Raw genomic sequence first — 19,735 nt, forward strand, 5'->3', positions numbered from 1 at the left:
CCGCGCTCAGCCGTTCAGGCGCGCCAGCACGCCGTCCGCACCGTAGAAGCGCAGCTCGGTGAGCTCGGCGTAGTTTTGCTCGAAGCGCAGGCCTTGCGCGAGCGGCAGGAAGGGGAGGGCCAGCTGGAGGGCGATGCGGTTGACGGTGCAGTTGCCCACGATCAGCACGGCCTCGCCGGGGTGGCGGTCGCGGAGCTCCTCGAGCAACGGCCGCGCGCGCCGGCGCACGTCCTCGAGGCTCTCGCCCCCCGGCGGGGCGAAGCCCGCCTCGTCGCGCTTCCAGCGCTCCACGAGCTCGGGCCAGCGCCGGCGCACCGTCGCGAAGTCCAGCCCCTCCCAGGTGCCCCAGGCGCGTTCGCGCAGCGCGGGCTCGAGGGTGTAGGGCGCTCCCAGCCGCTCGGCCAGGAGCCGCGCCGCCTCGGCTTCGGCACGGCTGTCGGGGGCGTAGACGTGCGCCGGGGCGTGTTCCGCCAGGCGCTCGGCCAGCGCCTCGAAGGCGCGCAACCCCTCGAGGGCGAGCGGGAGGCCCGGATGGCTGTAGAGCACGCCGTGCGGGTTCTCCACCGGCCCCGCACGCGTGAGCCAAAGCCGCGTCGGCGGCGGGGCGCCGTCCAGGAAGCGCGCCAGCATACCCATGGGGGCATTATCCCACGGCGTATAAAATGGGCGAATGGACCCCGCGGTCATCATCGTGAACCCCGCGGCCGGGCGCGGCCGGGTCGGGGGGCAGCTGGCGCGCATCCAGGCCTGGGTGCGCCGCTGGGCGCCCGAGGCGCCCGTCTGGGTCACCGAAGGCCCGGGCCACGCCAGCGAGCTGACCCGACGGGCCCCGCCGGACGCGCGGGTGGTGGCCGTGGGCGGCGACGGCACCGCCCACGAGGTGGTGCGGGCCCTGGGCCCTGGCCAGGTGCTGGGGCTGGTGCCCGTGGGTTCGGGCAACGACATCGCGCGCATGGCGGGGCTGCGCCGCGTCGGGCTCGAGCGGGCCCTGGCCACCGCGCTCTGGGGCGGGATCGTGCGGTACGACCGCGGGGTCGTCGACGGGGAACCCTTCGCCTCCAGCGCCACCGCCGGACTCGACGCCGCGGTGGCGCGCCGCGCCTTCGCCGCGCCCCGCTACCTGCGGGGCCTGCCGCGCTACCTCTGGGCGCTGGCCGCGGAGCTGCGCGGGCTGGCGCTGCCCGAGGTGCGCGTCGAGGTCGACCGCGAGGAGGTCTACGCGGGCCCGATGCTGCTCGCCGCGGTGATGAACAGCGCCACCTACGGCGGGGGCTTTCCTATCGCCCCGATGGCGCGGCCCGACGACGGGCGGCTCGAGCTCGTCTGGGCGGGCGCCTTCACCCGCCTGGGGGTGCTGGGCATCCTGCCGCGGCTGCTCGCGGGGCGCCACCTCGGCCACCCCCGGATCGGCCACCGCTCCGGGGTGCGCTTTCGCTTGCGCTTCGACCGGCCGGTGCCGATCCAAGCGGACGGCGAGGTCCTTCCGGAACGGTCGGACTTCGAGGTCGTGCTCGAGCCCGCGGCCCTGCCGATCGCCGCCGACCCCGGCGCCCGCGAGGGCACGCCGGCGCGGGAGGAGGCGCGGCCGGTCACGGCCATGCCCGAACCCACCGTCTAGCCGGCGCGGTACAGCTCCAGGTAGCGGTCGACGACGGCCCCGGGGTCGAAGCGGCGGCGGGCGTCGGCGCGCGCGGCCCGGCGCATCGCGGCGAGGCGGTCGGGGTTGGCCAGCAGCTCGGCGCTGACCCGCGCCTGACCGTAGACGTCCCCCAGCTCGACGAGCCGGCCGGTCTCGCCGTCGCGCACGACCTCGCTGAGGCCGCCCACGCGCGCGGCCACCACGGGCACCCCCGACGCCAGCGCCTCGAGCGCCGCCAGACCGAAGGACTCCTCCTGGGAGTGCAGCCAGAACAGGTCGGCCGCCCCGATCACCTCCTCGGGGTGGGGCGTGGGCGGGAGGAAGCGGACGCGCTCGCGCACGCCCAGCTCGCGCGCCACCCGGGCGGCCTCCGGTCGCTCGGGCCCCTCGCCGAGAAAGACCAGCCGCGCCCGCACCCCGCGCCGCAGCAGGTGGGCGAAGGCGCGCACCAGGTCGGGGGTGCGCTTGATGGGGCGGAAGTTGGAGGCGTGCACGATCATGGCCTCCCCGGCCTCCACGTAGCGCGCCTTGCGGTCGGGGCGGGGGCGAAAGCGGTCGGCGTCGACGAAGTTGGGCACGACCTCGGCCGTGACCCCGAAGACGACGCGCGCCTGTTCGGCGAGCGAGCGCGAGACCGCGGTGACCCGCCCGCGGGCCAGCGCCCGCGCGGTCACCTCGCGAAAGGCGGGGTCGAGGCCCAGCTGGTTCACGTCGGTGCCGTGCAGCGTGTGCAGTACCGGCAGGTCGAGCTCCGCCAGACGGGCGCTGGCGGCGTGGGGGACGGCGTAGTGGGTGTGCACGACCTCGAGGGCGTGCTCGCGCGCGGCCGTGCGCAGCGCCCCAGCCGCGGCCAGGCCGTAGAGCGAGCCCGGAAGCACGGCGTGGTCCGGGGCGCGCACCGGGACGAAGCGCACGCCGCTCGCCGCGTCGAGGCGGAAAGGGCGGCGGCTGGAGACGAGCACGACGACGTGCCCGCGCGCGGCCAGGCCCATGGCCAGTTCCGCGGCGACCGTACCGCTGCCGCCGAGGCCGCCGTAGGCGAGCAGTCCGATGCGCATCGCCCCCAGTCTACCCAGCCCGCGGCGGGGGCGGACGACCGTTGCCGCGGGGGGCGGCGCGGGTGCAGACTGAGGGCAATGGAAAGCTCTTTGACGGGGCTGGCCCTGGCCACGCTGGTCGGGTTCGCGGTAGGGCTCGAACGCGAACGCGCCAAGCGCGAGCGCGAGACGGGGGCGCTGGGCGGCGTGCGCACCTTCGCGTTGATCGGTCTGCTGGGGGGGCTCGTGGGGGTGCTGGGTTCCGGCGCGCTGGCGCTGACCGGATTTCTGGTGGTGGGGGCGCTGGCGCTGTGGTCGCTGACCCGCGCCCCCGGGGCCACCAGCGAGGTGGCGGCGCTCGTCGTCTACCTGCTGGGCCTGCTCGCGGGCGAAGGGCAGGCGACCGCGGCCCTTTTCGGGGGGTTGGTGACGCTGGGCCTGCTCACCTACCGCGAGCGCCTGCACCGCTGGTCGGCGCAGATCGGCGAGGAGACCCTCGAGGCGGCGGTGCTGCTGGCTCTGCTGTGGGGCGTGGTCTGGCCGCTGCTGCCCGAGGGGGGCTACGGTCCGGGCGGGGTGCTGCGGCCGCGCGAGGTGTGGCTGATGGTGCTGCTCGTCGCCGCGGCGAACTTCGCAGGGTTCGTGCTCACGCGCCTGTGGCGCGAGCGCGGCCTCTACGCCGCGGCGCTCGCCGGGGGGCTGGTCTCCTCGACCGCGGTGACCGTGTCCATGGCGGCCCGGGCGCGCGAGCACCCGGCGTCGTGGCGCACCTGGGCCGTCGCCGCGGGGCTGGCGACGGTGCTGATGTACCTGCGCGTGCTCGTCTGGGTGGCGCTGTTCGCGCCGGCGTTGCTCGAGGCGCTGGCCCCGGCGCTGGCCCTGTGGGCGCTGGTCAACCTGGCCGCCTGCCTCCTGCTGGCGCGCGGCGCCGGGGGCGGCGGCGGCTTCGAGCTGAAGAATCCGCTGGGCCTGGGCGCGGCGCTGCTCTTCGGGGGGCTGTACGCCCTGATCAAGCTGGCGGCCTACGCCGCCGGGATCTGGCTGGGCGCCGCCGGGGTCTACGCGGTGGCCGCGCTCTCGGGGCTGCAGGACCTGGACGCCATCACCCTGAGCATGGCGCGCCTCTTCACCCAGGGCGGGCTCGAGGCGGGGCTGGCGGTGCGGGCGATCCTGCTCGCCACCCTGGTCAACAACGCCGTCAAGGCGACGCTGGGCTACCTGGGGCACCCGCGGATGGGCTTCGCGCTGGCGCTGGCGCTCCTCCCCGGCGCCCTCGCCGCCTGGGCGTGGATGGCCTGCTGCGCCTGACGCGGCCGTCGGCGCCGGTTCGACCCGCCTGCGGCCCTGGGGTACAATCGGGGACGTGAAGGCCTTCAAGCCCCACCTGCTCGCCCTGCCCGACTACCCCTACACCGCCCGGCAGGCCCTGATCAAGCTGGACCAGAACGAGAGTCCCTACGGCCTGCCGCCCGAGCTGAAGGCCGAGCTGGCGGCGCGGCTCGAGGCCCTGCCCCTGAACCGTTACCCGGAGATGCACGCCGAGAGCCTGGCCGAGCGCATCGCCGACTTCGAAGGCTGGCCCGAGGCGGGGGTGGTGGTGGGGCCCGGCTCCAACACGATCATCACCGCCCTCGTCGCCGCCTCCCAACGCGTCCTGGACGTGCACCCCTCGTTCGCCCTCTACAAGCACGCCGCCGAGCTGCTCGGCACCCCCTACCGCGCCGTCCCCCTCGAGGAGGGGTTCGCGCTGCCCGTCGAGGCGCTGCTCGCGGCCCTGGCCGAGGAGGAGCCCCAGGGGGTGTTCTTCCTGCCCAACCCCCACACCCCCACCGGGCACTTCTTCATGCAGGACCGGGTCCAGGTCCTCTGCGAGGCCGCCGCCCAGCACGACTGGCTGATGATCCTCGACGAGGCCTACTACCAGTTCGCCCCCGCCGACCTCAAGCGGCAGGCCCTCGGCCAGCCGCACCTGGGGGTGCTGCGCACCTTCTCCAAGGCGTGGGGGCTGGCCGGGGCGCGCGCCGGCTACCTGCTCGCCTCCGAGGAGGTGGCCCGGGTGGTGCGCCACCTGCTGCCGCCCTTCGGCGTACCCGCGCCCACCGCGCTCGCCGTCGAGCTCGCCCTGGAGCACCCCGGCTACGTTACCGAGGCCGTGGAGAAGGTGCGGCGCGAACGCGAGCGCGTCTACCTGGAGCTGAAGGCCCACCCCACCTGGACGGCCTACCCCAGCCACACCAACTTCCTGCTCGTGCGCACGCCCGACGCCCAGGCCGCCTTCGAGGGGCTCCTGAAGCGGGGCATCCTGGTGCGGCGGCAGGACCACATTCCCGGCCTCGAAGGGACGATCCGGGTGACGATCGGCACCCCCGTCGAGAACGACGCCTTCCTGCAGGCGGCCTTCGAACTGGCCAAGGAGGAGAAGGAGATCGCGGATGCGGCAAGCGAAGATTGAACGGATCACGCGCGAGACCGAGGTGCGCCTGACGCTGGACCTCGACGGGCCCACGGGCGGGAAGATCGCCAGCGGCCTGCCCTTCCTCGACCACATGCTCGAGCAGCTCGTCCGCCACGGGCGTTTCCGGCTCGACCTCGACGCCCGCGGCGACCTCGAGGTGGACGTGCACCACCTCGTCGAAGACGTCGGCATCGCCCTCGGCATGGCGCTGGAGCGCGCCCTCGGCGACCGCGTCGGTCTCGAGCGTTACGCCAGCGCCTTCGCCCCCATGGACGAGACGCTGGTGCACGTCGTGCTCGACTTCTCGGGCCGCCCTTACCTGGCCTTCGCGCCCGAGTCGGCGGGCGTCGAGGGCGCGGCCGGCGGGGTCAACGTCTACCACCTGCGCGAGTTCCTGCGCGGGCTGGTCAACCACGCCGGGCTCACCCTGCACCTGCGCGTGCTCGCCGGGCGCGAGGCGCACCACGTCATCGAGGCTTCCTTCAAGGCCCTGGCGCGCGCGCTCCACGCGGCCACGCGCGTGACCCGCGACGACCTGCCCAGCAGCAAGGGCGTGCTCTAGCCGGCCGGTTTATGCGCACCCTGGTCATCGACTACGGATCTGGAAACCTGCGCAGCGCCGCCAAGGCGCTGGAGGCCGCGGGCTACGACGTGCGCGTCGGCGACGACCCCCGCGACGCCGCTGCCGCCGAGCTGCTGGTGCTCCCGGGGCAGGGGCACTTCGCCCAGGTCGCCGGCAACTTCCGGGCTTCGGGTTTCGAGGCGGCGGTGCGCGAACACCTCGCCGCCGGCCGGCCCTTCCTGGGCATCTGCGTAGGGTTGCAGCTCCTCTTCGAGGGGTCCGAGGAGGCCCCGGGCGTTCCCGGACTCGGCTTCGTTTCCGGCACCGTGCGCCGTTTCCGCGCGCGTAAGGTGCCCCACATGGGCTGGAACACGCTCGAGGTGGAGGAGGGACCCTTCGCGGACTTCGACGGCCGCCACTTCTACTTCGTCCACTCCTACTACGCGCCGGTCACCGAGGGCAGCGTCGGGCTCGCCCGCTACGAGGGGACGCCGTTCACCGCGCTCTACCTGAAGGGGAACGTGGTGGCGCCGCAGTTCCACCCCGAGAAGAGCAGCCGCGCCGGGCTGGCCTTCCTGCACGCCCTCAGGCGCTACTTCGAGGAAGCCGCGAGCTCCAGGTCCTCGGGTCTCACCAGGTAGCCCTGGGCGCCCACGTGGGTGGCCACCAGCGCCCCGGCGACGTTGGCGCGGCGGGCGGCCTCGAGCAGGTCGCGCCCCTCCATCACCGTCGCGGCGAAGGCCGCGGTGTAGGCGTCGCCGGCTCCGGTGGAGTCGATGACGTCGTCCACCACGTGGGGTTCCACGAGGGCTTCGGTTTCCGGGGTGACGACCATCGACCCCAGGGCCCCCAGCTTGACGACGGCGCGCTCGATGCCGTAGGCGCGCAGCCGCTGCACGCCGCCGCTGATCGAGGCCTCGCCGGTGAGCGCCGCGAGTTCGTGCTGGTTCATGAGCAGGTAGTCCACGCCCCTGAGGTCTTCGAGCAGGTGCTCGCCCGCGGCGCGGATGGCTCCGGTGCCCAGGTCCGCGAAGATGGGAAGCCGCCGTTTCGTCGCGGCGGCCAGCACCTTGAGGGTGTATTCGCGGCTGGGGCCGCCCGCCAGCGCGTAGGCGGAGACCACCACTGCGTCCACCTGGTCGAGGGCGCGCGCCTTGAAGGCGGCGGCGTCGAGGTGGCGGCTGGCGCTGGCGCTCGAGACCATGGTGCGCTCGCCGCCGGCGATGACGAAGACGAGGATGCTCGAGGTCGGCCGCTCCTCGTCCTCCTGGAGATGGCTCAGGTCCACGCCGACCCGTTTGAGGTTCACCAGTGCGGCTTCGCGAAAGGGGCCCGTCCCCACGCGTGCGGCCAGCGCAACCTTGTGGCCCAGGCTCGCCAGGTTGGCGGCCACGGTGGCCGCGGCGCCCCCCGGCTTGATCAGCGCCCGCTGGGCGGGCGTTTCCTCTCCGGGGCCGGGCATCGCGTCCACGAAATACATTAGGTCTACCGAGACGTCCCCGATCACAAAGAACCGCATCGTGCCTCCTCAGGCGGATTGTTTTATACCATAGTACATCCTGCGCTTCCTGGAACGTCCCGCGCGTACGGTCTTTGGTCCCGGTCCGGGTGCTTAAGCTGGAGGGGAAGGATCGAGCGGGCCATCGACGTACCGCCAAGGCTTAGGCTGAGCCCCTAGGTTAAATGTCCCTATATGGCCCCCCGACCTCATGGCATCGTCAGGGTGGAACACTTGACACCAAGGGAGGCAAGGGTATGGAATCGTCGAAGCCGAAGAAGAAACACGAAGCCCTCTCCACCGACCGACGCAGCCTGCTCAAGGCCGCGGCGGCCAGTGCCGCGGCCGCGGCTGCGGGGCTCTCGGTCGCGCAGGGAGGAACGAACGAGGCCGAGAAGGACTGGCGCTGGGACAAGGCCGTCTGCCGCTTCTGCGGGACCGGCTGCGGGGTCATGGTGGCCACCAAGAACGACCGCATCGTTGCGGTTAAGGGGGACCCGCTGGCCCCGGTGAACCGCGGCCTGAACTGCATCAAGGGCTACTTCCTGGCGAAGATCATGTACGGCAAGGACCGCCTCACCCGCCCCCTGCTGCGCGTCAACAGTAAGGGCGAGTTCGACAAGAAGGGCGAGTTCAAGCCGGTCTCCTGGAAGAAGGCCTTCGAGGTCATGGCCGATCAATTCAAGAAGGCCTACGGCGAGTTGGGCCCCACCGGGATCGCCTTCTTCGGTTCGGGCCAGTACACCATCCAGGAGGGCTTCGCCGCCAGCAAGCTCATCAAGGCGGGGTTCCGTTCCAACAACATCGACCCCAACGCCCGCCACTGCATGGCCAGCGCCGTCGCCGCCTTCATCCAGACCTTCGGCATCGACGAGCCCGCCGGCTGCTACGACGACATCGAGCTCACCGACAGCTTCGTGCTCTGGGGTTCGAACATGGCGGAGAACCACCCGGTCCTCTGGGCGCGGGTGATCGACCGCAAGCTGTCGGCGCCCGACCGGGTCAAGGTCGCCGTGCTCTCGACCTACCAGCACATGAACGCCGACATGGCGGACCTGGCCATCATCTTCAAGCCCCACACCGACCTGGCCATCCAGAACTACATCCTGCGCGAGATCCTCTACAACCACCCCGACGCCATCGACCGCGACTTCGTCGACAAGTACACCACCTACGCCACCGGCTACGTCGACATCGGCTACGGCATGCGCTCGGATCCGAACCACCCGAAGTACTCGGACAAAGAGCGCGAGACGATGCAGAAGGAGCTGGCCAAGACGGTCTCCGAGGCCGAGGCCAAGGCGCTCGCCTTCCTGGGGCTGAAGCCGGGCGACAAGCTGGAGATGAAGCACCGCGCCGCTGCGGGCGCGCACTGGCAGATCGCCTTCGAAGACCTCAAGAAGGCACTCGAGCCCTACACCCTCGACTTCGTCGCCGAGCTGGCCAAGGGCGACCCCGACGAGCCGCTCGAGAGCTTCAAGAAGAAGCTCCAGGAGCTCGTGCAGATCTTCGTCGAGCAGGGCCGCAAGGTGGTCAGCTTCTGGACGATGGGCTTCAACCAGCACACCCGCGGCACCTGGGTCAACGAGCAGGTCTACGCCATCCACCTGCTCCTCGGCAAGCACGCCAAGCCGGGCTCGGGCGCCTTCAGCCTCACCGGCCAGCCCTCCGCCTGCGGCACCGCGCGTGAGGTCGGCACCTTCGCCCACCGCCTGCCCTCGGACATGGTCGTGGCCAACCCCAAGCACCGCGAGATCGCCGAAAAGATCTGGCGCGTTCCCGAGGGGACGATCAACCCCAAGGTGGGGGCCAACTTCGTGCAGATCATGCGCGACCTCGAGGACGGCAAGATCAAGTGGGCCTGGGTGCACGTCAACAACCCCTGGCAGAACACCGCCAACGCCAACCACTGGGTCAAGGCCGCCCGCGAGATGGACAACTTCATCGTCGTCTCCGAGGTCTACCCGGGCATTTCGACCAAGGTGGCCGACCTGATCCTGCCCACGGCGATGATCTACGAGAAGTGGGGCGCCTACGGCAACTCCGAGCGCCGCACCCAGCACTGGCGTCAGCAGGTCACCCCGCCGGGCATGGCCATGCCCGACATCTGGCAGTACATGGAGTTCTCCAAGTTCTTCAAGCTGAAGGAGGTCTGGAAGGAGCACAAGCTGCCCGACGGCACCGTGCTCCCCGACGTGCTCGACAAGGCCAAGGCCATGGGGTACGACCCCGAGCAGACCCTCTTCGACGTCCTTTTCAACCACCCCGAGCTGCGCAAGTTCGCCTGGCCCGACCCCATCGGCGAAGGCTTCCTCAACACCGAGGCCGTGGGCGACGGCCGCGCCATCCAGGACGCCGAGGGCAAGCCTTTCAAGGGCTACGGCTTCTTCGTGCAGAAGGCGCTTTGGGAGGAGTACCGCCAGTTCACGCTGGGCACCGGGCACGACCTCGCCGACTTCGACACCTACCACCGCGTGCGCGGCCTCCGCTGGCCGGTGGTCGACGGCAAGGAGACCCCCTGGCGCTTCAACACCAAGTACGACCCCTTCGCGCGCAAGGCCAACCCCGGCGGCGAGTTCGCCTTCTACGGCAAGGCCAAGAAGAAGATCCCCAAGGGCAACCTCTTCGGGCCCGAGGCGGGCACCTCGGTCGACCTGACCAACCGCGCCAAGATCTTCTTCCGCCCCTACATGGATCCCCCCGAGATGCCCGACGACCGCTACCCCTTCTGGCTGGTCACGGGCCGCGTGCTCGAGCACTGGCACTCCGGCACGATGACGATGCGCGTGCCCGAGCTCTACCGCGCCGTGCCCGAGGCGCTCGTGTACATGAACCCCGAGGACGCCAAGAAGATCGGGGTGAAGGACGGGCAGTTCGTCTGGGTGGAGAGCCGCCGCGGCAAGGTCAAGGCGCGCGCCTCCACGCGCGGCCGCAACCGCCCGCCCAAGGGGCTGATCTTCGTGCCCTGGTTCGACGAGCGCGTGCTCATCAACAAGGTCACCAACGATCAGCGCTGCCCCATCTCCAAGCAAACCGACTACAAGAAGGCGGCGGTGAAGGTCTACCCCGCCTAGGGAGGTTAGGGTGCACGAGGTCGACAAAACCCGCCGCCGCATGATCTTCCGCACGCTGCAAGGGGTGACCCTTACCGCGGTGGGCGGCGCCTTCTGGGCGGGTTTCGTGCACGAGAACGCACAGGCGGACCTGGTGCTCAGGCCCCCCGGCGCCCTGCCCGAGGACGACTTCCTGGCGACCTGCATCCGTTGCGGCCTCTGCGTCAGCGACTGTCCCTACGACACGCTGCGGCTGGGGGCTTACGGCGACGACGTGCCCGTGGGCACGCCCTACTTCAAGCCGCGCGAGGTGCCCTGCTACCTCTGCGAGGACATCCCCTGCGCGGCGGCCTGCCCCACGGGCGCGCTCGACCTGCTGGGCCTCACCGACGAAGAGGGCGAGCTCGACGTCAGCCGTTCGCGCATGGGGGTGGCCGTCGTCGACTACAACAACTGCATCGCCGCGCGCGGCCTGCGCTGCGACGCCTGCGTGCGCGCCTGCCCTTACATCGGCGACGCCATCTTCGTCGACACCCGGCGCAACCCGCGCACGGGCAAGCACGCCATGCTGGTGCCCGTCGTCGACGCCGACTACTGCACCGGGTGCGGCCTGTGCGAGCACGCCTGCGTGACCGAGAAGGCCTCGATCCTCGTGCTGCCGCGCGACGTGGCGCTGGGCAAGGCCGGCGAACACTACGACCTGCCCGCACCCAACTTCACGCCGGAGGTGCCCGAGAATGAAATCTAGGCTGCGCTACGTCTACGACCACTACCGCTTCCTCATCCTGCGGCGTACGTTGCAGCTGGGCATCTTGCTGCTCTTCTTCGGCGCCAACGCCTGGGGCTGGAGCCTGCTCGTGGGCGACCTGAGCAGCTCGCGGATCCTGAACACGGTGCCGCTCGCCGATCCGCTGGCGGTGCTGCAGCTCCTGCTCGCGGGCGGCGCGCTCGCCGGCCAGGTGCTCGTGGGGGCGTTGATCGTGCTCGTGGCCTATGCGCTGATCGGCCGGGCGTTCTGTTCCTGGGTCTGTCCGGTGAACCTGATCACCGACCTGGCCGAGTGGGTGCGGAACCGCCTGGGCTTTCGCGAGCCGCCGCTGATGTACCTCAACCGCAACCTGCGCTACGTCGTGCTCGCGATGGTGCTGGTGCTGAGCCTGCTGCTCTCGCTGCCGGTCTTCGAGTTCGTGAGCCCGATCGCCGCGGCGTCGCGCGGCGTCGCCTTCGGCATGGGCATGGGGTGGGCGCTGCTGCTCGCGATCTTCCTCTTCGACCTCTTCGTGGTGCGCCACGGCTACTGCGGCCACATCTGCCCGCTGGGCGCGTTCTACAGCCTCACCTCGCGCTTCCGCAGGGTGCGCGTGCGCCACGAGAAGGACAGCTGCACCCTGTGCGGGCTTTGCTTCAACGCCTGCCCCGAACCCCACGTGCTGAACCTGATCGGCAAGCACGACGGCACGGTCAACAACCCCGAGTGCACCAACTGCTTCCGCTGCGTCGAGGTCTGCGACGACGACGCCCTGTTCGTGAGCCTGAGTGGAGGATGGTCAAAATGAAGGAAATGAAAGCGATGGTCTTGTTGTTGGGTCTTTTCGTGGTGGCGGTGCTGGCCTTCTTGGTCTACGACGCCACCGCCAAGAAAACCTCGCCCGCGCCGCCAGCGACGGCGACCGCCGTGGAGCAGCCGGCGTCCACGGCGAACGCGCCCGCGGAAGCGGCGACCCCGTCCGCCGAATCGACGGGGGCCGGCATCCGCAGCAGCGACCTGCTGACGTCGGGGAGCGAGGAGCTGCCGGTGCCCACCACCAACGCGCCGGCCCCGGGCAGCGCCGAGCGCCTGCCGCGCGCCTACGAGAACGCTCCCCCGCAGATCCCGCACTCCATCGAGGGCCTGGTGCCCATCACCCTGGGCAACAACGCCTGCCTGAGCTGCCACCTGCCGGGCGTCGCCGAGAACGTCGGGGCCACGCCGCTGCCGCCGACCCACATCAAGATGGACCTCTTCTCGGACAGCGAGGGCAAGAAGGTCCCCGTCGACCCTGCCCGCTACGCCTGCACCCAGTGCCACACGCCGCAGGCCGACGTGCAGCCCCCGGTGCCCAACGAGTTCCAGCCCGAGTTCCGCAACCCCGAGCTCAAGAACAAGTCCAACCTGGACCAGCAGTGGAACGAGGGGGTTCAGTAGCGTGAAGCGGCGCGCCTTCCTGGCCCGGCTCGCACCCAAGTCGGGGAGGCGCGTCCTCCCGCCCTACACCACGACGGAGACCGACTTTTCCCCCTGTCTGAACTGCAGCGGGCCCTGCGTAACGGCCTGTGAGGAGGAGACGGGCGTGCTCGTGCGCGACGCCGCGGGACGCCCGTTCCTCGACTTTCAACGGGCGGGCTGCACCTTCTGCCGCGCCTGCCTGGACGCCTGCCCGGAAGGGGTGCTGGAAGGGCCGGGGCGGTCGCCGCTGGCGCAGGTGTGGATCGAAACCGGCGCCTGCCTGGCCCACCGCGGGGTGGTCTGCGTGGCCTGCAAGCAGGCCTGCCCGGAAGACGCGGTAACCTTTGAGGGGATGATGCGGCCGCGGATCAACGAAGCCTGCACCGGATGCGGGTTGTGCGTGCCCGCCTGCCCCGTGGAGGCGGTGGCGTGGTCCGGATAGCCCTGCTGGTGCTGGGGACGGCGCTGGGCGGCCTGGGCCTGGCGGCGCAGCTGCACGCCGCCGTGAGCGCCTGGACGGCCGGACCGGACGCCGTCTACCTGGGGACCGAGGACGGCCGGGTGCTGCGCTACCTCCCCGAAACCGACGCCCTGGAGGAGGTGTGGCGGCTCGCGCCGGTCGAACGCGTGACCGGGACCGGGCAGCCCAAGCTCTACGCCTTGGACGTGCGGGACGGCGTGTTGCTGTGGGTGCGCGAGGGTTCGAGCGGCTTCCGGGTCGTCGAGCGCTTCCGCCCGGGCGAGCGGCCCCGGGTGGTCGTTTCCGAGGCGCTCGAGCTGCCGGTGGTGGCCGCCTGGTTCGACGATCCCGACGGCTACGTGCTCGTGCTCCTCGACGGCGAGGTCGTCTGGGTCGGCCCTACGGGCGAGGTGCGTCGCCGCGTGCAGGTCACGCGCAGCGCCGTGGGCGCCGCCGACAAGCACGGCCGCCGCCTGGCGATCGGCGACGAGGGCGGACTGGTGACCCTCGTGGACCTGGACTCGGGCCGGGTCGTGCTGCAGAGCGCTCAGCACCGCGACAAGGTGCTGTCGCTGGATTTGGGGGGGCGCTGGGTGCTCTCGGGCGGACGCGACCGCAAGGGCGCGGCCCTGGACCTCTCCGGCGGGGCCTCCCTGGCGCTGCGCGCCCGTTTCTTCGTCTACGCCGTCGCCCTCGACCCCGAAGAGCGGCTGGCGGCCTACACCTACGACGAGACCGGAACCCTGCGCGTCGTCGACCTGGTGGCGCGGCGCGAGCTGCTGCTCCGCGGCGGCTTCAACGGCGTGGACCGGCTGATGTTCTGGAACGAAGACTGCCTGATCCTCGCCAGCGAGCAAGGACGGGTGTGGTGCTGGAGGTGGCGAGAATGAACGTATCGGGACTGGTGGTGCGCGTGAACCCCGAGCGGTTCGCACAGGTTCTGGAAGTGCTGGAGGCCGCGCCGTGGGCCGAGGTTTACACCCACGACGGCGAGAGCAAGCTGGTCGTCGTGATCGAGGCCGAGGACACCGCGGCGGAGATGGCCGTCTACCGCACGATCGAGGGCGTGGAGGGCGTGCTCTCGGTGGAGCTTGCCTACAGCTACAGCGAGGAACTGGAAAACGCCCGCGACGAGCTGGAGGTCCAGGACGGGGTGCCCGAGGTGCTCTCGGACGAGGTCCCGGCCGACCGGGTGCGCTACGGCGGCGACGTGCGCACCCTGCTCAAGGAGCACCTGGAAAAGCTGCAGGACTGACGCCTCAAAGCCAGCGCAGGTCGCCGTTCGTCACGTCGTAGACGGCGCCTTCCAGCCGCAGCCGGCCGGCTGCGGCCTCCTGCGCCAGCAGCGGGGAAGCGGCCAGGAGGTCGCTCAGGACCCGCCGCACCTGCAGAGGGGCCGCCGCGTCGGCGTCGCCGACGTCGGGAGGAAGGCCGGCGCGCAGTTCGCGCACCAGCCGGGCCAGCTGTTCGGGCAGTCCGGCGCCGCCCTCGACGGCGGCCTTGAGGGCGCCGCACTGGGTGTGCCCCAGCACCACGACGAGCGGCACCCCGAGGCTGCCGACGGCGAACTCGAGGCTGGCGACCCCGGCCGCACCCGCCATCTGGCCGGCGCTGCGGACCACGAAGAGCTCGCCGAGGGGGGCGTCGAAGAGGGTCTCAGGGGCCACCCGGGCGTCGGCGCAGCCCACCACCGCGGCTACGGGGCGGTGCGCCCGCGGCAGCGACAGGGAGGCGGGCGCCGCGTCGCTGTGCAGCCGCTGCAGGAAGCGTCGGTGCCCTTCGCGCAGGCGGGCGAGGGCTTCGTCGGCGGAGAAGCGGTTCGTCGGCTCGGGCATCCTCCCCAGTTTAGCGCGTTCTAATTGGGAATCTTCTTATACTGACGGGGTGAAGGCCCTGCTCCCGGTCGCCGCCGTCTTCTGGCTCGTCGCGCTCGAACCGCGCCTCTGGCCCGGGGCGCTGGCGTACCTGCTGGCGTGGCTCCTGCTGGCGCGTTGGCAGGGGGAGCTCGTGTGGGGCGCTCCGCTCTTCGCCCTCTACCTGTTCTGGGGGCTCGAGCTCAGCCCCGAGGCCTTCGGCGACCTGACGTTGCGGCTGCAGCTCGCGGGGCGGCTGACCTCGGGGCTGCTGGTCTGGGCCTACGCCGCCGGCCTGGCGCAGCGCGGGAGCCGCTGGGCGGTGGTCCCGCTCTTCGCCTGGGCGTTCCTGCTGCGGCCCGAGGCGGGGGTGGTGGGCCTGGGTCTGGCCGCCTGGGCCTACTGGAACTTCTGGTACCTGCGCGCGCAGTACCTCGAGCGCGGCGCTGCCTTCAGGATCGCGCCGCGGGCGCTCGCCGCCGCGGTCCTGGCCGCCCTGGCCCTGGCCGCCCTGGCGGGCCTTTCGGGGTGGACGCCGCTCGCTGCGCCCCGCGCCGCCCCGCCCCCGGCGCCGCCCTGGGCGGCGCTGGAATCCCCGGCGCCCGAGCCGCCGCCGGCCGCGCCCGGCCTCGCGGGCGGCGCCGCCCGCGCCCCCGCGCCGGCGGCCGGCGCGGCGCTGCCCGGCTGGGTGGACGCGCTGAGCCGCTACGCCGCGGTGCTCGCGGCGGTGGCCTCGTTCCTGCTCCTGCTCGTCCTCGCCCGGATCGTCTGGATCCTGCTGCGTCCGGGCGGGCGGCGTTTCGGGTTCGCGCCCCGGATGCTCGTACTGGCCGCGCTGGTCCTGGTATCGCTGCTCTTCTGGATGGCCTGGTACGGCTTCCTCTACGGGGGCGAGGGCGTGGGCGCGGGCGCCTTCGCCCCGCGCCCCGTTCCCGTGACGGCCCCCGCCGTGTCCGGCGGGGCGGAGCCCGCGGAGCCGCCGCCCGCCGCGCCCCGCTGGCCGGGCCGGGTGCTGGGCGGGGCGCTGGCCCTGGGCACGCTCGCGCTCGCGGTGCTGATCGCGGGGCTCGCCTTCGTACTGTGGCGGCTCCTGCGGGGCCGCGCTTCCGAAGCGGCGGACGCGCCGGCGGGCGGCGCGGGCCCACGCCCGCGGACCGAGCGGCACGCGGGCCGGGTGCGGGCCGCTTACCGGACCTTCCTGCTCGCGATGCGCCCGCGCCTGCCGCGGCAGGCGAGCGAGACGCCGCACGAGTACGCGCACCGGATCGCCGTGCGCGAGCCGGCGCTGGCGGAGGCGGTCTGGGGGCTGACGCGGCTCTACGAACCGGTGCGTTACGGCGGGCTGGCCGACGAGGCCGAGGCGGCCGCGGCCGAGGCCTGGTTGCGGCGGATCGAGGCGGAGCTGGAGAAAGGGGAGGAAACGTGATCGAGACTTGGTACGCGCGGGTCGCGCAGAACGTCGAACGGGTGATGGTGGGGCAGGAGGAGGCGCTGCGGCTGATGCTGGCCGGCGTCCTGGCCGGGGGGCACGTGCTGCTCGAGGACGTTCCCGGGACCGGGAAGACCACGCTGGCGCGGGCGCTGGCGGTCAGTTTGGGCCTCGGCTTCAAACGGGTGCAGTTCACCCCCGACCTCCTCCCCAGCGACCTGACCGGGGTCAACGTCTGGCAGGACGGAGCCTTCCGCTTCGTGCCCGGCCCCGTCTTCACCCAGGTGCTGCTCGCCGACGAGATCAACCGCGCCACCCCCAAGACGCAGTCGGCGCTCTTGGAGGCGATGGCCGAGGGGCAGGTGACCGTCGACGGCGAGACCCGTCCGCTCGAGGCCCCCTTCTTCGTCGTCGCCACCCAGAACCCCATCGAGATGGACGGCACCTTCCCGCTCCCCGAGGCCCAGCTCGACCGCTTCCTGCTGCGGTTGCGGCTGGGTTACCCGGACGCCGAGGAGGAGGTGCGGATGCTCGAACGCCTGCGCGCGCGCCACCCCATCGAGGCGCTCGAGCCCGTTTCCGACGCGGCCGAGGTGCGCTCGATGCAGGAGGCGCTGGCGGGCTTGCGGATGGAGCCCGAGCTGGTCCGTTACGTCGTCGACTTGGTGCGCGCGACCCGCGTCGACCCCGACGTGGCCCTGGGGGCGAGCCCGCGCGCGGCGCTGGCGTTGCAGCGCACGGCGATGGCGCTGGCGGCGCTGGCGGGGCGGGACTACGTCCTTCCCGACGACGTCAAGCAGGCCGCCGGCCCGGTGCTCGCGCACCGGATCATCGTGCGGCCCGAGGTGCGCATCGAGGGGGTGACCGCGGCCGAGGTGATCGAGCGGGCCCTGAAGGCCGTGGCCGTTCCCGCCGAGGAGCTGGGTTGAGCCTCGCCCTGCTGCTGCTTGCGTTCGCCGCCGCGGCGCTCTGGGTGGCGCTGCCCGGCCTCGCCCCCGGCCGGCAGCGGGTGCGCACCGCCCGGCCCTACGGCGCGGCCGGCCGCGAGCGCCCGCTCGAGCTGGAGGTGGGCTTCGTCCTGCCCCTGCCGGCCTACTGGCGGGTCGAGTGGTCGCCCGCGACGCGGCTGGGTTTCCGCGGTCGGCAGGTCGCGGGCCTCGGCTGGGGGCGCGTGCGGCTGCGGCTCGAGGCCACCCTCCAGCCGCGGCGCCGCGGCGAGTACGAGCTTCCCGGCGCGCGCCTCTTCGTACGCGACTTCCTGGGGATCTACGAGCGCGAGGTGCGCCTCGAGGGTCCGCGGGAGCGCCTCTTCGTCTACCCCCGCATCTGGGAGCAGCTGCCGCCGCAGCTGGCGCTGACGCTGCTCGCCGAGGGGCCCGAGTCGCCCGAGCTCGGCCTCGAGGACGCGGGGCGCTACCGGGGCACGCGCGAGTACCGGCCGGGCGACGCGCTCCGGCGGATGCACTGGAAGGCGACGGCCCGCCAGGGCCGCCCGATGGTGCGCGAGTTCGCCTGGGTGCGCGCCACGGGCGTCTGGATCTACATCGACGTTCGCGGCGGCGAGGTCTACATCGACCACATGGCCGAGCTGGCCGCCAGCCTGGCCGTGCGGCTGATGGACCTGGGCCTCGCCGTGGGCCTGGCCTGGCCGGGGTTCGAACGCCCTCCCGCACGCGGCCTCGAGGCGCTGCGGGGGATGCTCGCCGCCCTGGCCCGGCTCGAGCCGGCGAGGGCGGGGGGCGCGCCGCCGCTGCCGCCGCCGGGGGTGAACCTGGTCGTGTTCACCCAGGACGCCCCGCCCGAGCTGATCGAGGGGGCCCTGGCGGCGCGGGCGCGGGCGGCGCGGGTGCACCTGCTCGCCTTCCCCGAAGGCTTCTTCCTGCGCCCGGGCGAGAAGGGCCGCCCCATCTGGGGCCGCACCGACGGCATGGCCCGCCTCCAGGAGCGGCGCGGTCTGCTCCACGCCGCAGGCGTCCACGTGCACGTCTTCCGCGGCGACGAGGCCGTGCGCTTCACGCGGGCGTGAAGGTTTCGTGACCCTTCGCCGCTAGGCTGGGCGCATGAAGGCAACCCCGAACCCCCTCCGCATGCCGCGTTTCTACCTGGCGCTGGCCGCGGCGACGCTCGCCGCCGGGATCCTGCAGTTCCGCCTCGGGCTGGCGGCCCCGCCCGAGCTGCTCTTCGCCTGGCTGGGCCACCTCCTGGGCGTGCCCTGGATCTTCAACCTGGTGCACGCGCTGCCCTGGGGGCTGGACGCCTACGCCAAGTACGCCCTGCTCGCCGCCAGCTACCTGATCGTCGCCGGCGTCGGCGCGCTGTTCGCGCTCTGGGCCGCGCAGCGCCCGTGGCCGCTGCGCCTGGCGGCGGCGCTGGGCCTGGCGCTCGCCGGCACCGGCGGGGTGCTGCTGCCCCTGGCCGGCGCGGGCTTCTTCGGCCTCGCGCCCGACAACTACGCCTACCCGCCGGGGCCCGCGCTGCTCGCCGCGGCGGGGCTTGCCGCGCTCTTCGCCCTGCTGCTCGGGGGTGCGGCGCCCCGGCCGGCCACCGACGCGGGCCGCCGCCGGAGCCTAAAGGGGCTGGCGCTGCTGGCCGCGGCCGCCGCCGGGCCCCTGCGGCTGGCGCGCGCCGCCGGCGACCTCTGGGGGCGGATCCGCGGGCTTTCCCCCGAGATCACCCCGACCGAGGACCACTACCAGGTTTCCAAGAACGTCGTGAACCCGCGTCTGCGCGCGGACCGCTGGCGCTTCGAGATCGGGGGGCTCGTCGAGACCCCGCTGACGCTCACCCTCGAGGACCTGAAGGCCCTGCCGGCGGTGGAGCGGCCCAGCACCCTGATCTGCATCTCCAACCCCGTCGGGGGCAGGCTCGTGGGCAACAGCGTCTGGACCGGGGTGCGCCTGCGCGACCTGCTCGAGCGCGCCGGGGTGCGCCCCGAGGCCACCGAGCTGGTGCTGCGCGCCGCCGACAACTACAGCGACTCCTTCCCGCTCGACGCCGCGCTCTACGAGGAGACGATCCTCGCCTACCTGCAAAACGGCGAACCGCTCACGCCCGACCACGGCTTCCCCGCGCGGCTGCTGGTGCCGGGCATCTACGGCATGAAGAACGTCAAGTGGCTCACCCGCATCGAGCTCGCCGGCGAGGACTACCGGGGCTACTGGCAGAAGCGCGGCTGGAGCGACCGCGCGGTGGTGCGCACGATGAGCCGCATCGACACCGGCGTGGCCACGCCCACCGGAGACGGCCGGGTGGCCATCGGCGGCGTCGCCTTCGCGGGGCGGCGGGGCGTCCGCGCCGTGGAGGTCTCCTTCGACGACGGCCGCAGCTGGCAAGCTGCGGAATTGAAACCCGGTTCCAGCCGCATCACCTGGACGCTTTGGCGCTACCTCTGGAAGGCCGAACCGGGGACGTACGCGGTAACCGTGCGGGCCGTCGACGGCGAGGGGCGCACCCAGGACCCGACCCCGAGGCCGCCGCTCCCCGACGGCGCGACGGGTTACCACCGGCGTAAGGTGCGCGTGGTCTGAGGCGCGGCTCACCTCC

At 72.5% G+C, this 19,735-nt stretch carries 20 protein-coding genes; 16 read left to right on the top strand and 4 right to left on the bottom strand.

The window, feature by feature from the left end; all coding sequences use genetic code 11:
- Window positions 1–6: 6 nt before the first annotated feature.
- Window positions 7–636, bottom strand: a complete 630-nt coding sequence (locus OCEPR_RS02875) for a histidine phosphatase family protein (protein WP_013457202.1) — start codon at window positions 634–636, stop codon at window positions 7–9.
- A 34-nt stretch (window positions 637–670) separates the two neighbouring features.
- Between OCEPR_RS02875 and OCEPR_RS02880 the strand changes: the two genes are divergently transcribed.
- Window positions 671–1,618: a diacylglycerol/lipid kinase family protein gene (locus OCEPR_RS02880; protein WP_013457203.1), complete on the top strand. Its 948-nt coding sequence runs from the start codon at window positions 671–673 to the stop codon at window positions 1,616–1,618.
- On the opposite strand, the gene bshA is transcribed toward OCEPR_RS02880, so the two are convergent.
- Entirely contained in the window at window positions 1,615–2,697 is a 1,083-nt protein-coding gene (gene bshA, locus OCEPR_RS02885; RefSeq protein WP_013457204.1) for an N-acetyl-alpha-D-glucosaminyl L-malate synthase BshA, read from the bottom strand. The genes OCEPR_RS02880 and bshA overlap by 4 nt on opposite strands.
- Before the next feature lie 78 nt (window positions 2,698–2,775).
- Here bshA and OCEPR_RS02890 point away from each other — a divergent pair, with 78 nt between their 5' ends.
- Genes OCEPR_RS02890 through hisH form a run of 4 tightly spaced genes read left to right on the top strand, consistent with a single transcriptional unit; the run spans window position 2,776 to window position 6,334 of the window.
- Complete coding sequence (locus tag OCEPR_RS02890) at window positions 2,776–3,984, top strand: MgtC/SapB family protein (RefSeq protein ID WP_013457205.1); 1,209 nt, start codon at window positions 2,776–2,778, stop codon at window positions 3,982–3,984.
- A gap of 55 nt (window positions 3,985–4,039) precedes the next feature.
- Entirely contained in the window at window positions 4,040–5,128 is a 1,089-nt protein-coding gene (locus tag OCEPR_RS02895; protein ID WP_013457206.1) for a pyridoxal phosphate-dependent aminotransferase, read from the top strand.
- Window positions 5,109–5,693: an imidazoleglycerol-phosphate dehydratase HisB gene (gene hisB / locus OCEPR_RS02900; protein ID WP_013457207.1), complete on the top strand. Its 585-nt coding sequence runs from the start codon at window positions 5,109–5,111 to the stop codon at window positions 5,691–5,693. The genes OCEPR_RS02895 and hisB overlap by 20 nt, the downstream gene beginning before the upstream one ends.
- An 11-nt stretch (window positions 5,694–5,704) precedes the next feature.
- Window positions 5,705–6,334, top strand: a complete 630-nt coding sequence (gene hisH / locus OCEPR_RS02905; protein ID WP_013457208.1) for an imidazole glycerol phosphate synthase subunit HisH — start codon at window positions 5,705–5,707, stop codon at window positions 6,332–6,334.
- On the opposite strand, the gene OCEPR_RS02910 is transcribed toward hisH, so the two are convergent.
- On the bottom strand, window positions 6,286–7,212 hold the full coding sequence (locus OCEPR_RS02910; protein WP_013457209.1) for a carbohydrate kinase family protein: 927 nt from the start codon (window positions 7,210–7,212) through the stop codon (window positions 6,286–6,288). The genes hisH and OCEPR_RS02910 overlap by 49 nt on opposite strands.
- A 236-nt stretch (window positions 7,213–7,448) precedes the next feature.
- Between OCEPR_RS02910 and napA the strand changes: the two genes are divergently transcribed.
- Genes napA through OCEPR_RS12205 form a run of 7 tightly spaced genes read left to right on the top strand, consistent with a single transcriptional unit; the run spans window position 7,449 to window position 14,165 of the window.
- On the top strand, window positions 7,449–10,265 hold the full coding sequence (gene napA, locus OCEPR_RS02915) for a nitrate reductase catalytic subunit NapA (RefSeq protein ID WP_013457210.1): 2,817 nt from the start codon (window positions 7,449–7,451) through the stop codon (window positions 10,263–10,265).
- A 10-nt stretch (window positions 10,266–10,275) separates the two neighbouring features.
- Window positions 10,276–10,992, top strand: a complete 717-nt coding sequence (napG, locus tag OCEPR_RS02920; RefSeq protein WP_013457211.1) for a ferredoxin-type protein NapG — start codon at window positions 10,276–10,278, stop codon at window positions 10,990–10,992.
- Window positions 10,982–11,800 carry a quinol dehydrogenase ferredoxin subunit NapH gene (napH, locus tag OCEPR_RS02925; RefSeq protein ID WP_013457212.1) on the top strand — a complete coding sequence of 273 codons (819 nt, stop codon included), beginning with the start codon at window positions 10,982–10,984 and terminating at the stop codon, window positions 11,798–11,800. Before napG ends, napH begins: the two co-directional genes overlap by 11 nt.
- 5 nt (window positions 11,801–11,805) lie before the next feature.
- Window positions 11,806–12,429, top strand: coding sequence for a nitrate reductase cytochrome c-type subunit (locus tag OCEPR_RS12200; protein ID WP_222829122.1), 624 nt, complete (start codon window positions 11,806–11,808; stop codon window positions 12,427–12,429).
- 1 nt (window position 12,430) lies between these two features.
- Entirely contained in the window at window positions 12,431–12,892 is a 462-nt protein-coding gene (locus OCEPR_RS02935) for a 4Fe-4S binding protein (RefSeq protein ID WP_013457214.1), read from the top strand.
- The gene (locus OCEPR_RS02940) at window positions 12,880–13,800 is read left to right on the top strand and encodes a hypothetical protein (RefSeq protein WP_013457215.1); all 921 of its coding nucleotides are present in this window, start codon (window positions 12,880–12,882) and stop codon (window positions 13,798–13,800) included. The genes OCEPR_RS02935 and OCEPR_RS02940 overlap by 13 nt, the downstream gene beginning before the upstream one ends.
- Complete coding sequence (locus OCEPR_RS12205) at window positions 13,797–14,165, top strand: chaperone NapD (protein ID WP_013457216.1); 369 nt, start codon at window positions 13,797–13,799, stop codon at window positions 14,163–14,165. The genes OCEPR_RS02940 and OCEPR_RS12205 overlap by 4 nt, the downstream gene beginning before the upstream one ends.
- 4 nt (window positions 14,166–14,169) lie before the next feature.
- Here the strand turns inward: OCEPR_RS12205 and OCEPR_RS02950 are convergent, their stop codons facing one another.
- A complete protein-coding gene (locus OCEPR_RS02950; RefSeq protein WP_013457217.1) occupies window positions 14,170–14,745 on the bottom strand; it encodes a carbonic anhydrase in 576 nt (191 codons plus the stop codon).
- 49 nt (window positions 14,746–14,794) lie between these two features.
- On the opposite strand from OCEPR_RS02950, the gene OCEPR_RS12210 reads away from it, so the two are divergent.
- Genes OCEPR_RS12210 through OCEPR_RS02970 form a run of 4 tightly spaced genes read left to right on the top strand, consistent with a single transcriptional unit; the run spans window position 14,795 to window position 19,719 of the window.
- Window positions 14,795–16,189, top strand: coding sequence for a DUF4129 domain-containing protein (locus OCEPR_RS12210; protein ID WP_013457218.1), 1,395 nt, complete (start codon window positions 14,795–14,797; stop codon window positions 16,187–16,189).
- Entirely contained in the window at window positions 16,186–17,121 is a 936-nt protein-coding gene (locus OCEPR_RS02960; RefSeq protein ID WP_013457219.1) for an AAA family ATPase, read from the top strand. The genes OCEPR_RS12210 and OCEPR_RS02960 overlap by 4 nt, the downstream gene beginning before the upstream one ends.
- Window positions 17,118–18,218: a DUF58 domain-containing protein gene (locus tag OCEPR_RS02965; RefSeq protein ID WP_013457220.1), complete on the top strand. Its 1,101-nt coding sequence runs from the start codon at window positions 17,118–17,120 to the stop codon at window positions 18,216–18,218. Before OCEPR_RS02960 ends, OCEPR_RS02965 begins: the two co-directional genes overlap by 4 nt.
- Before the next feature lie 34 nt (window positions 18,219–18,252).
- On the top strand, window positions 18,253–19,719 hold the full coding sequence (locus OCEPR_RS02970) for a sulfite oxidase (protein WP_013457221.1): 1,467 nt from the start codon (window positions 18,253–18,255) through the stop codon (window positions 19,717–19,719).
- The last annotated feature ends 16 nt before the right edge of the window (window positions 19,720–19,735 follow it).

Origin of the sequence: Oceanithermus profundus DSM 14977, from assembly GCF_000183745.1 — a bacterium.
Classification (GTDB): Bacteria; Deinococcota; Deinococci; order Deinococcales; family Marinithermaceae; genus Oceanithermus; species Oceanithermus profundus.

Excerpts from the sequence above, each read along its gene's own strand:
- OCEPR_RS02875 (WP_013457202.1), bottom strand. The coding sequence starts at position 636 with ATGGGTATGCTGGCGCGCTTCCTGGACGGCGCCCCGCCGCCGACGCGG.
- OCEPR_RS02880 (WP_013457203.1), top strand. The coding sequence starts at position 671 with ATGGACCCCGCGGTCATCATCGTGAACCCCGCGGCCGGGCGCGGCCGG.
- bshA (WP_013457204.1), bottom strand. The coding sequence starts at position 2,697 with ATGCGCATCGGACTGCTCGCCTACGGCGGCCTCGGCGGCAGCGGTACG.
- OCEPR_RS02890 (WP_013457205.1), top strand. The coding sequence starts at position 2,776 with ATGGAAAGCTCTTTGACGGGGCTGGCCCTGGCCACGCTGGTCGGGTTC.
- hisB (WP_013457207.1), top strand. The coding sequence starts at position 5,109 with ATGCGGCAAGCGAAGATTGAACGGATCACGCGCGAGACCGAGGTGCGC.
- hisH (WP_013457208.1), top strand. The coding sequence starts at position 5,705 with ATGCGCACCCTGGTCATCGACTACGGATCTGGAAACCTGCGCAGCGCC.
- OCEPR_RS02910 (WP_013457209.1), bottom strand. The coding sequence starts at position 7,212 with ATGCGGTTCTTTGTGATCGGGGACGTCTCGGTAGACCTAATGTATTTC.
- napA (WP_013457210.1), top strand. The coding sequence starts at position 7,449 with ATGGAATCGTCGAAGCCGAAGAAGAAACACGAAGCCCTCTCCACCGAC.
- napH (WP_013457212.1), top strand. The coding sequence starts at position 10,982 with ATGAAATCTAGGCTGCGCTACGTCTACGACCACTACCGCTTCCTCATC.
- OCEPR_RS12200 (WP_222829122.1), top strand. The coding sequence starts at position 11,806 with ATGAAAGCGATGGTCTTGTTGTTGGGTCTTTTCGTGGTGGCGGTGCTG.
- OCEPR_RS12205 (WP_013457216.1), top strand. The coding sequence starts at position 13,797 with ATGAACGTATCGGGACTGGTGGTGCGCGTGAACCCCGAGCGGTTCGCA.
- OCEPR_RS02950 (WP_013457217.1), bottom strand. The coding sequence starts at position 14,745 with ATGCCCGAGCCGACGAACCGCTTCTCCGCCGACGAAGCCCTCGCCCGC.
- OCEPR_RS02970 (WP_013457221.1), top strand. The coding sequence starts at position 18,253 with ATGAAGGCAACCCCGAACCCCCTCCGCATGCCGCGTTTCTACCTGGCG.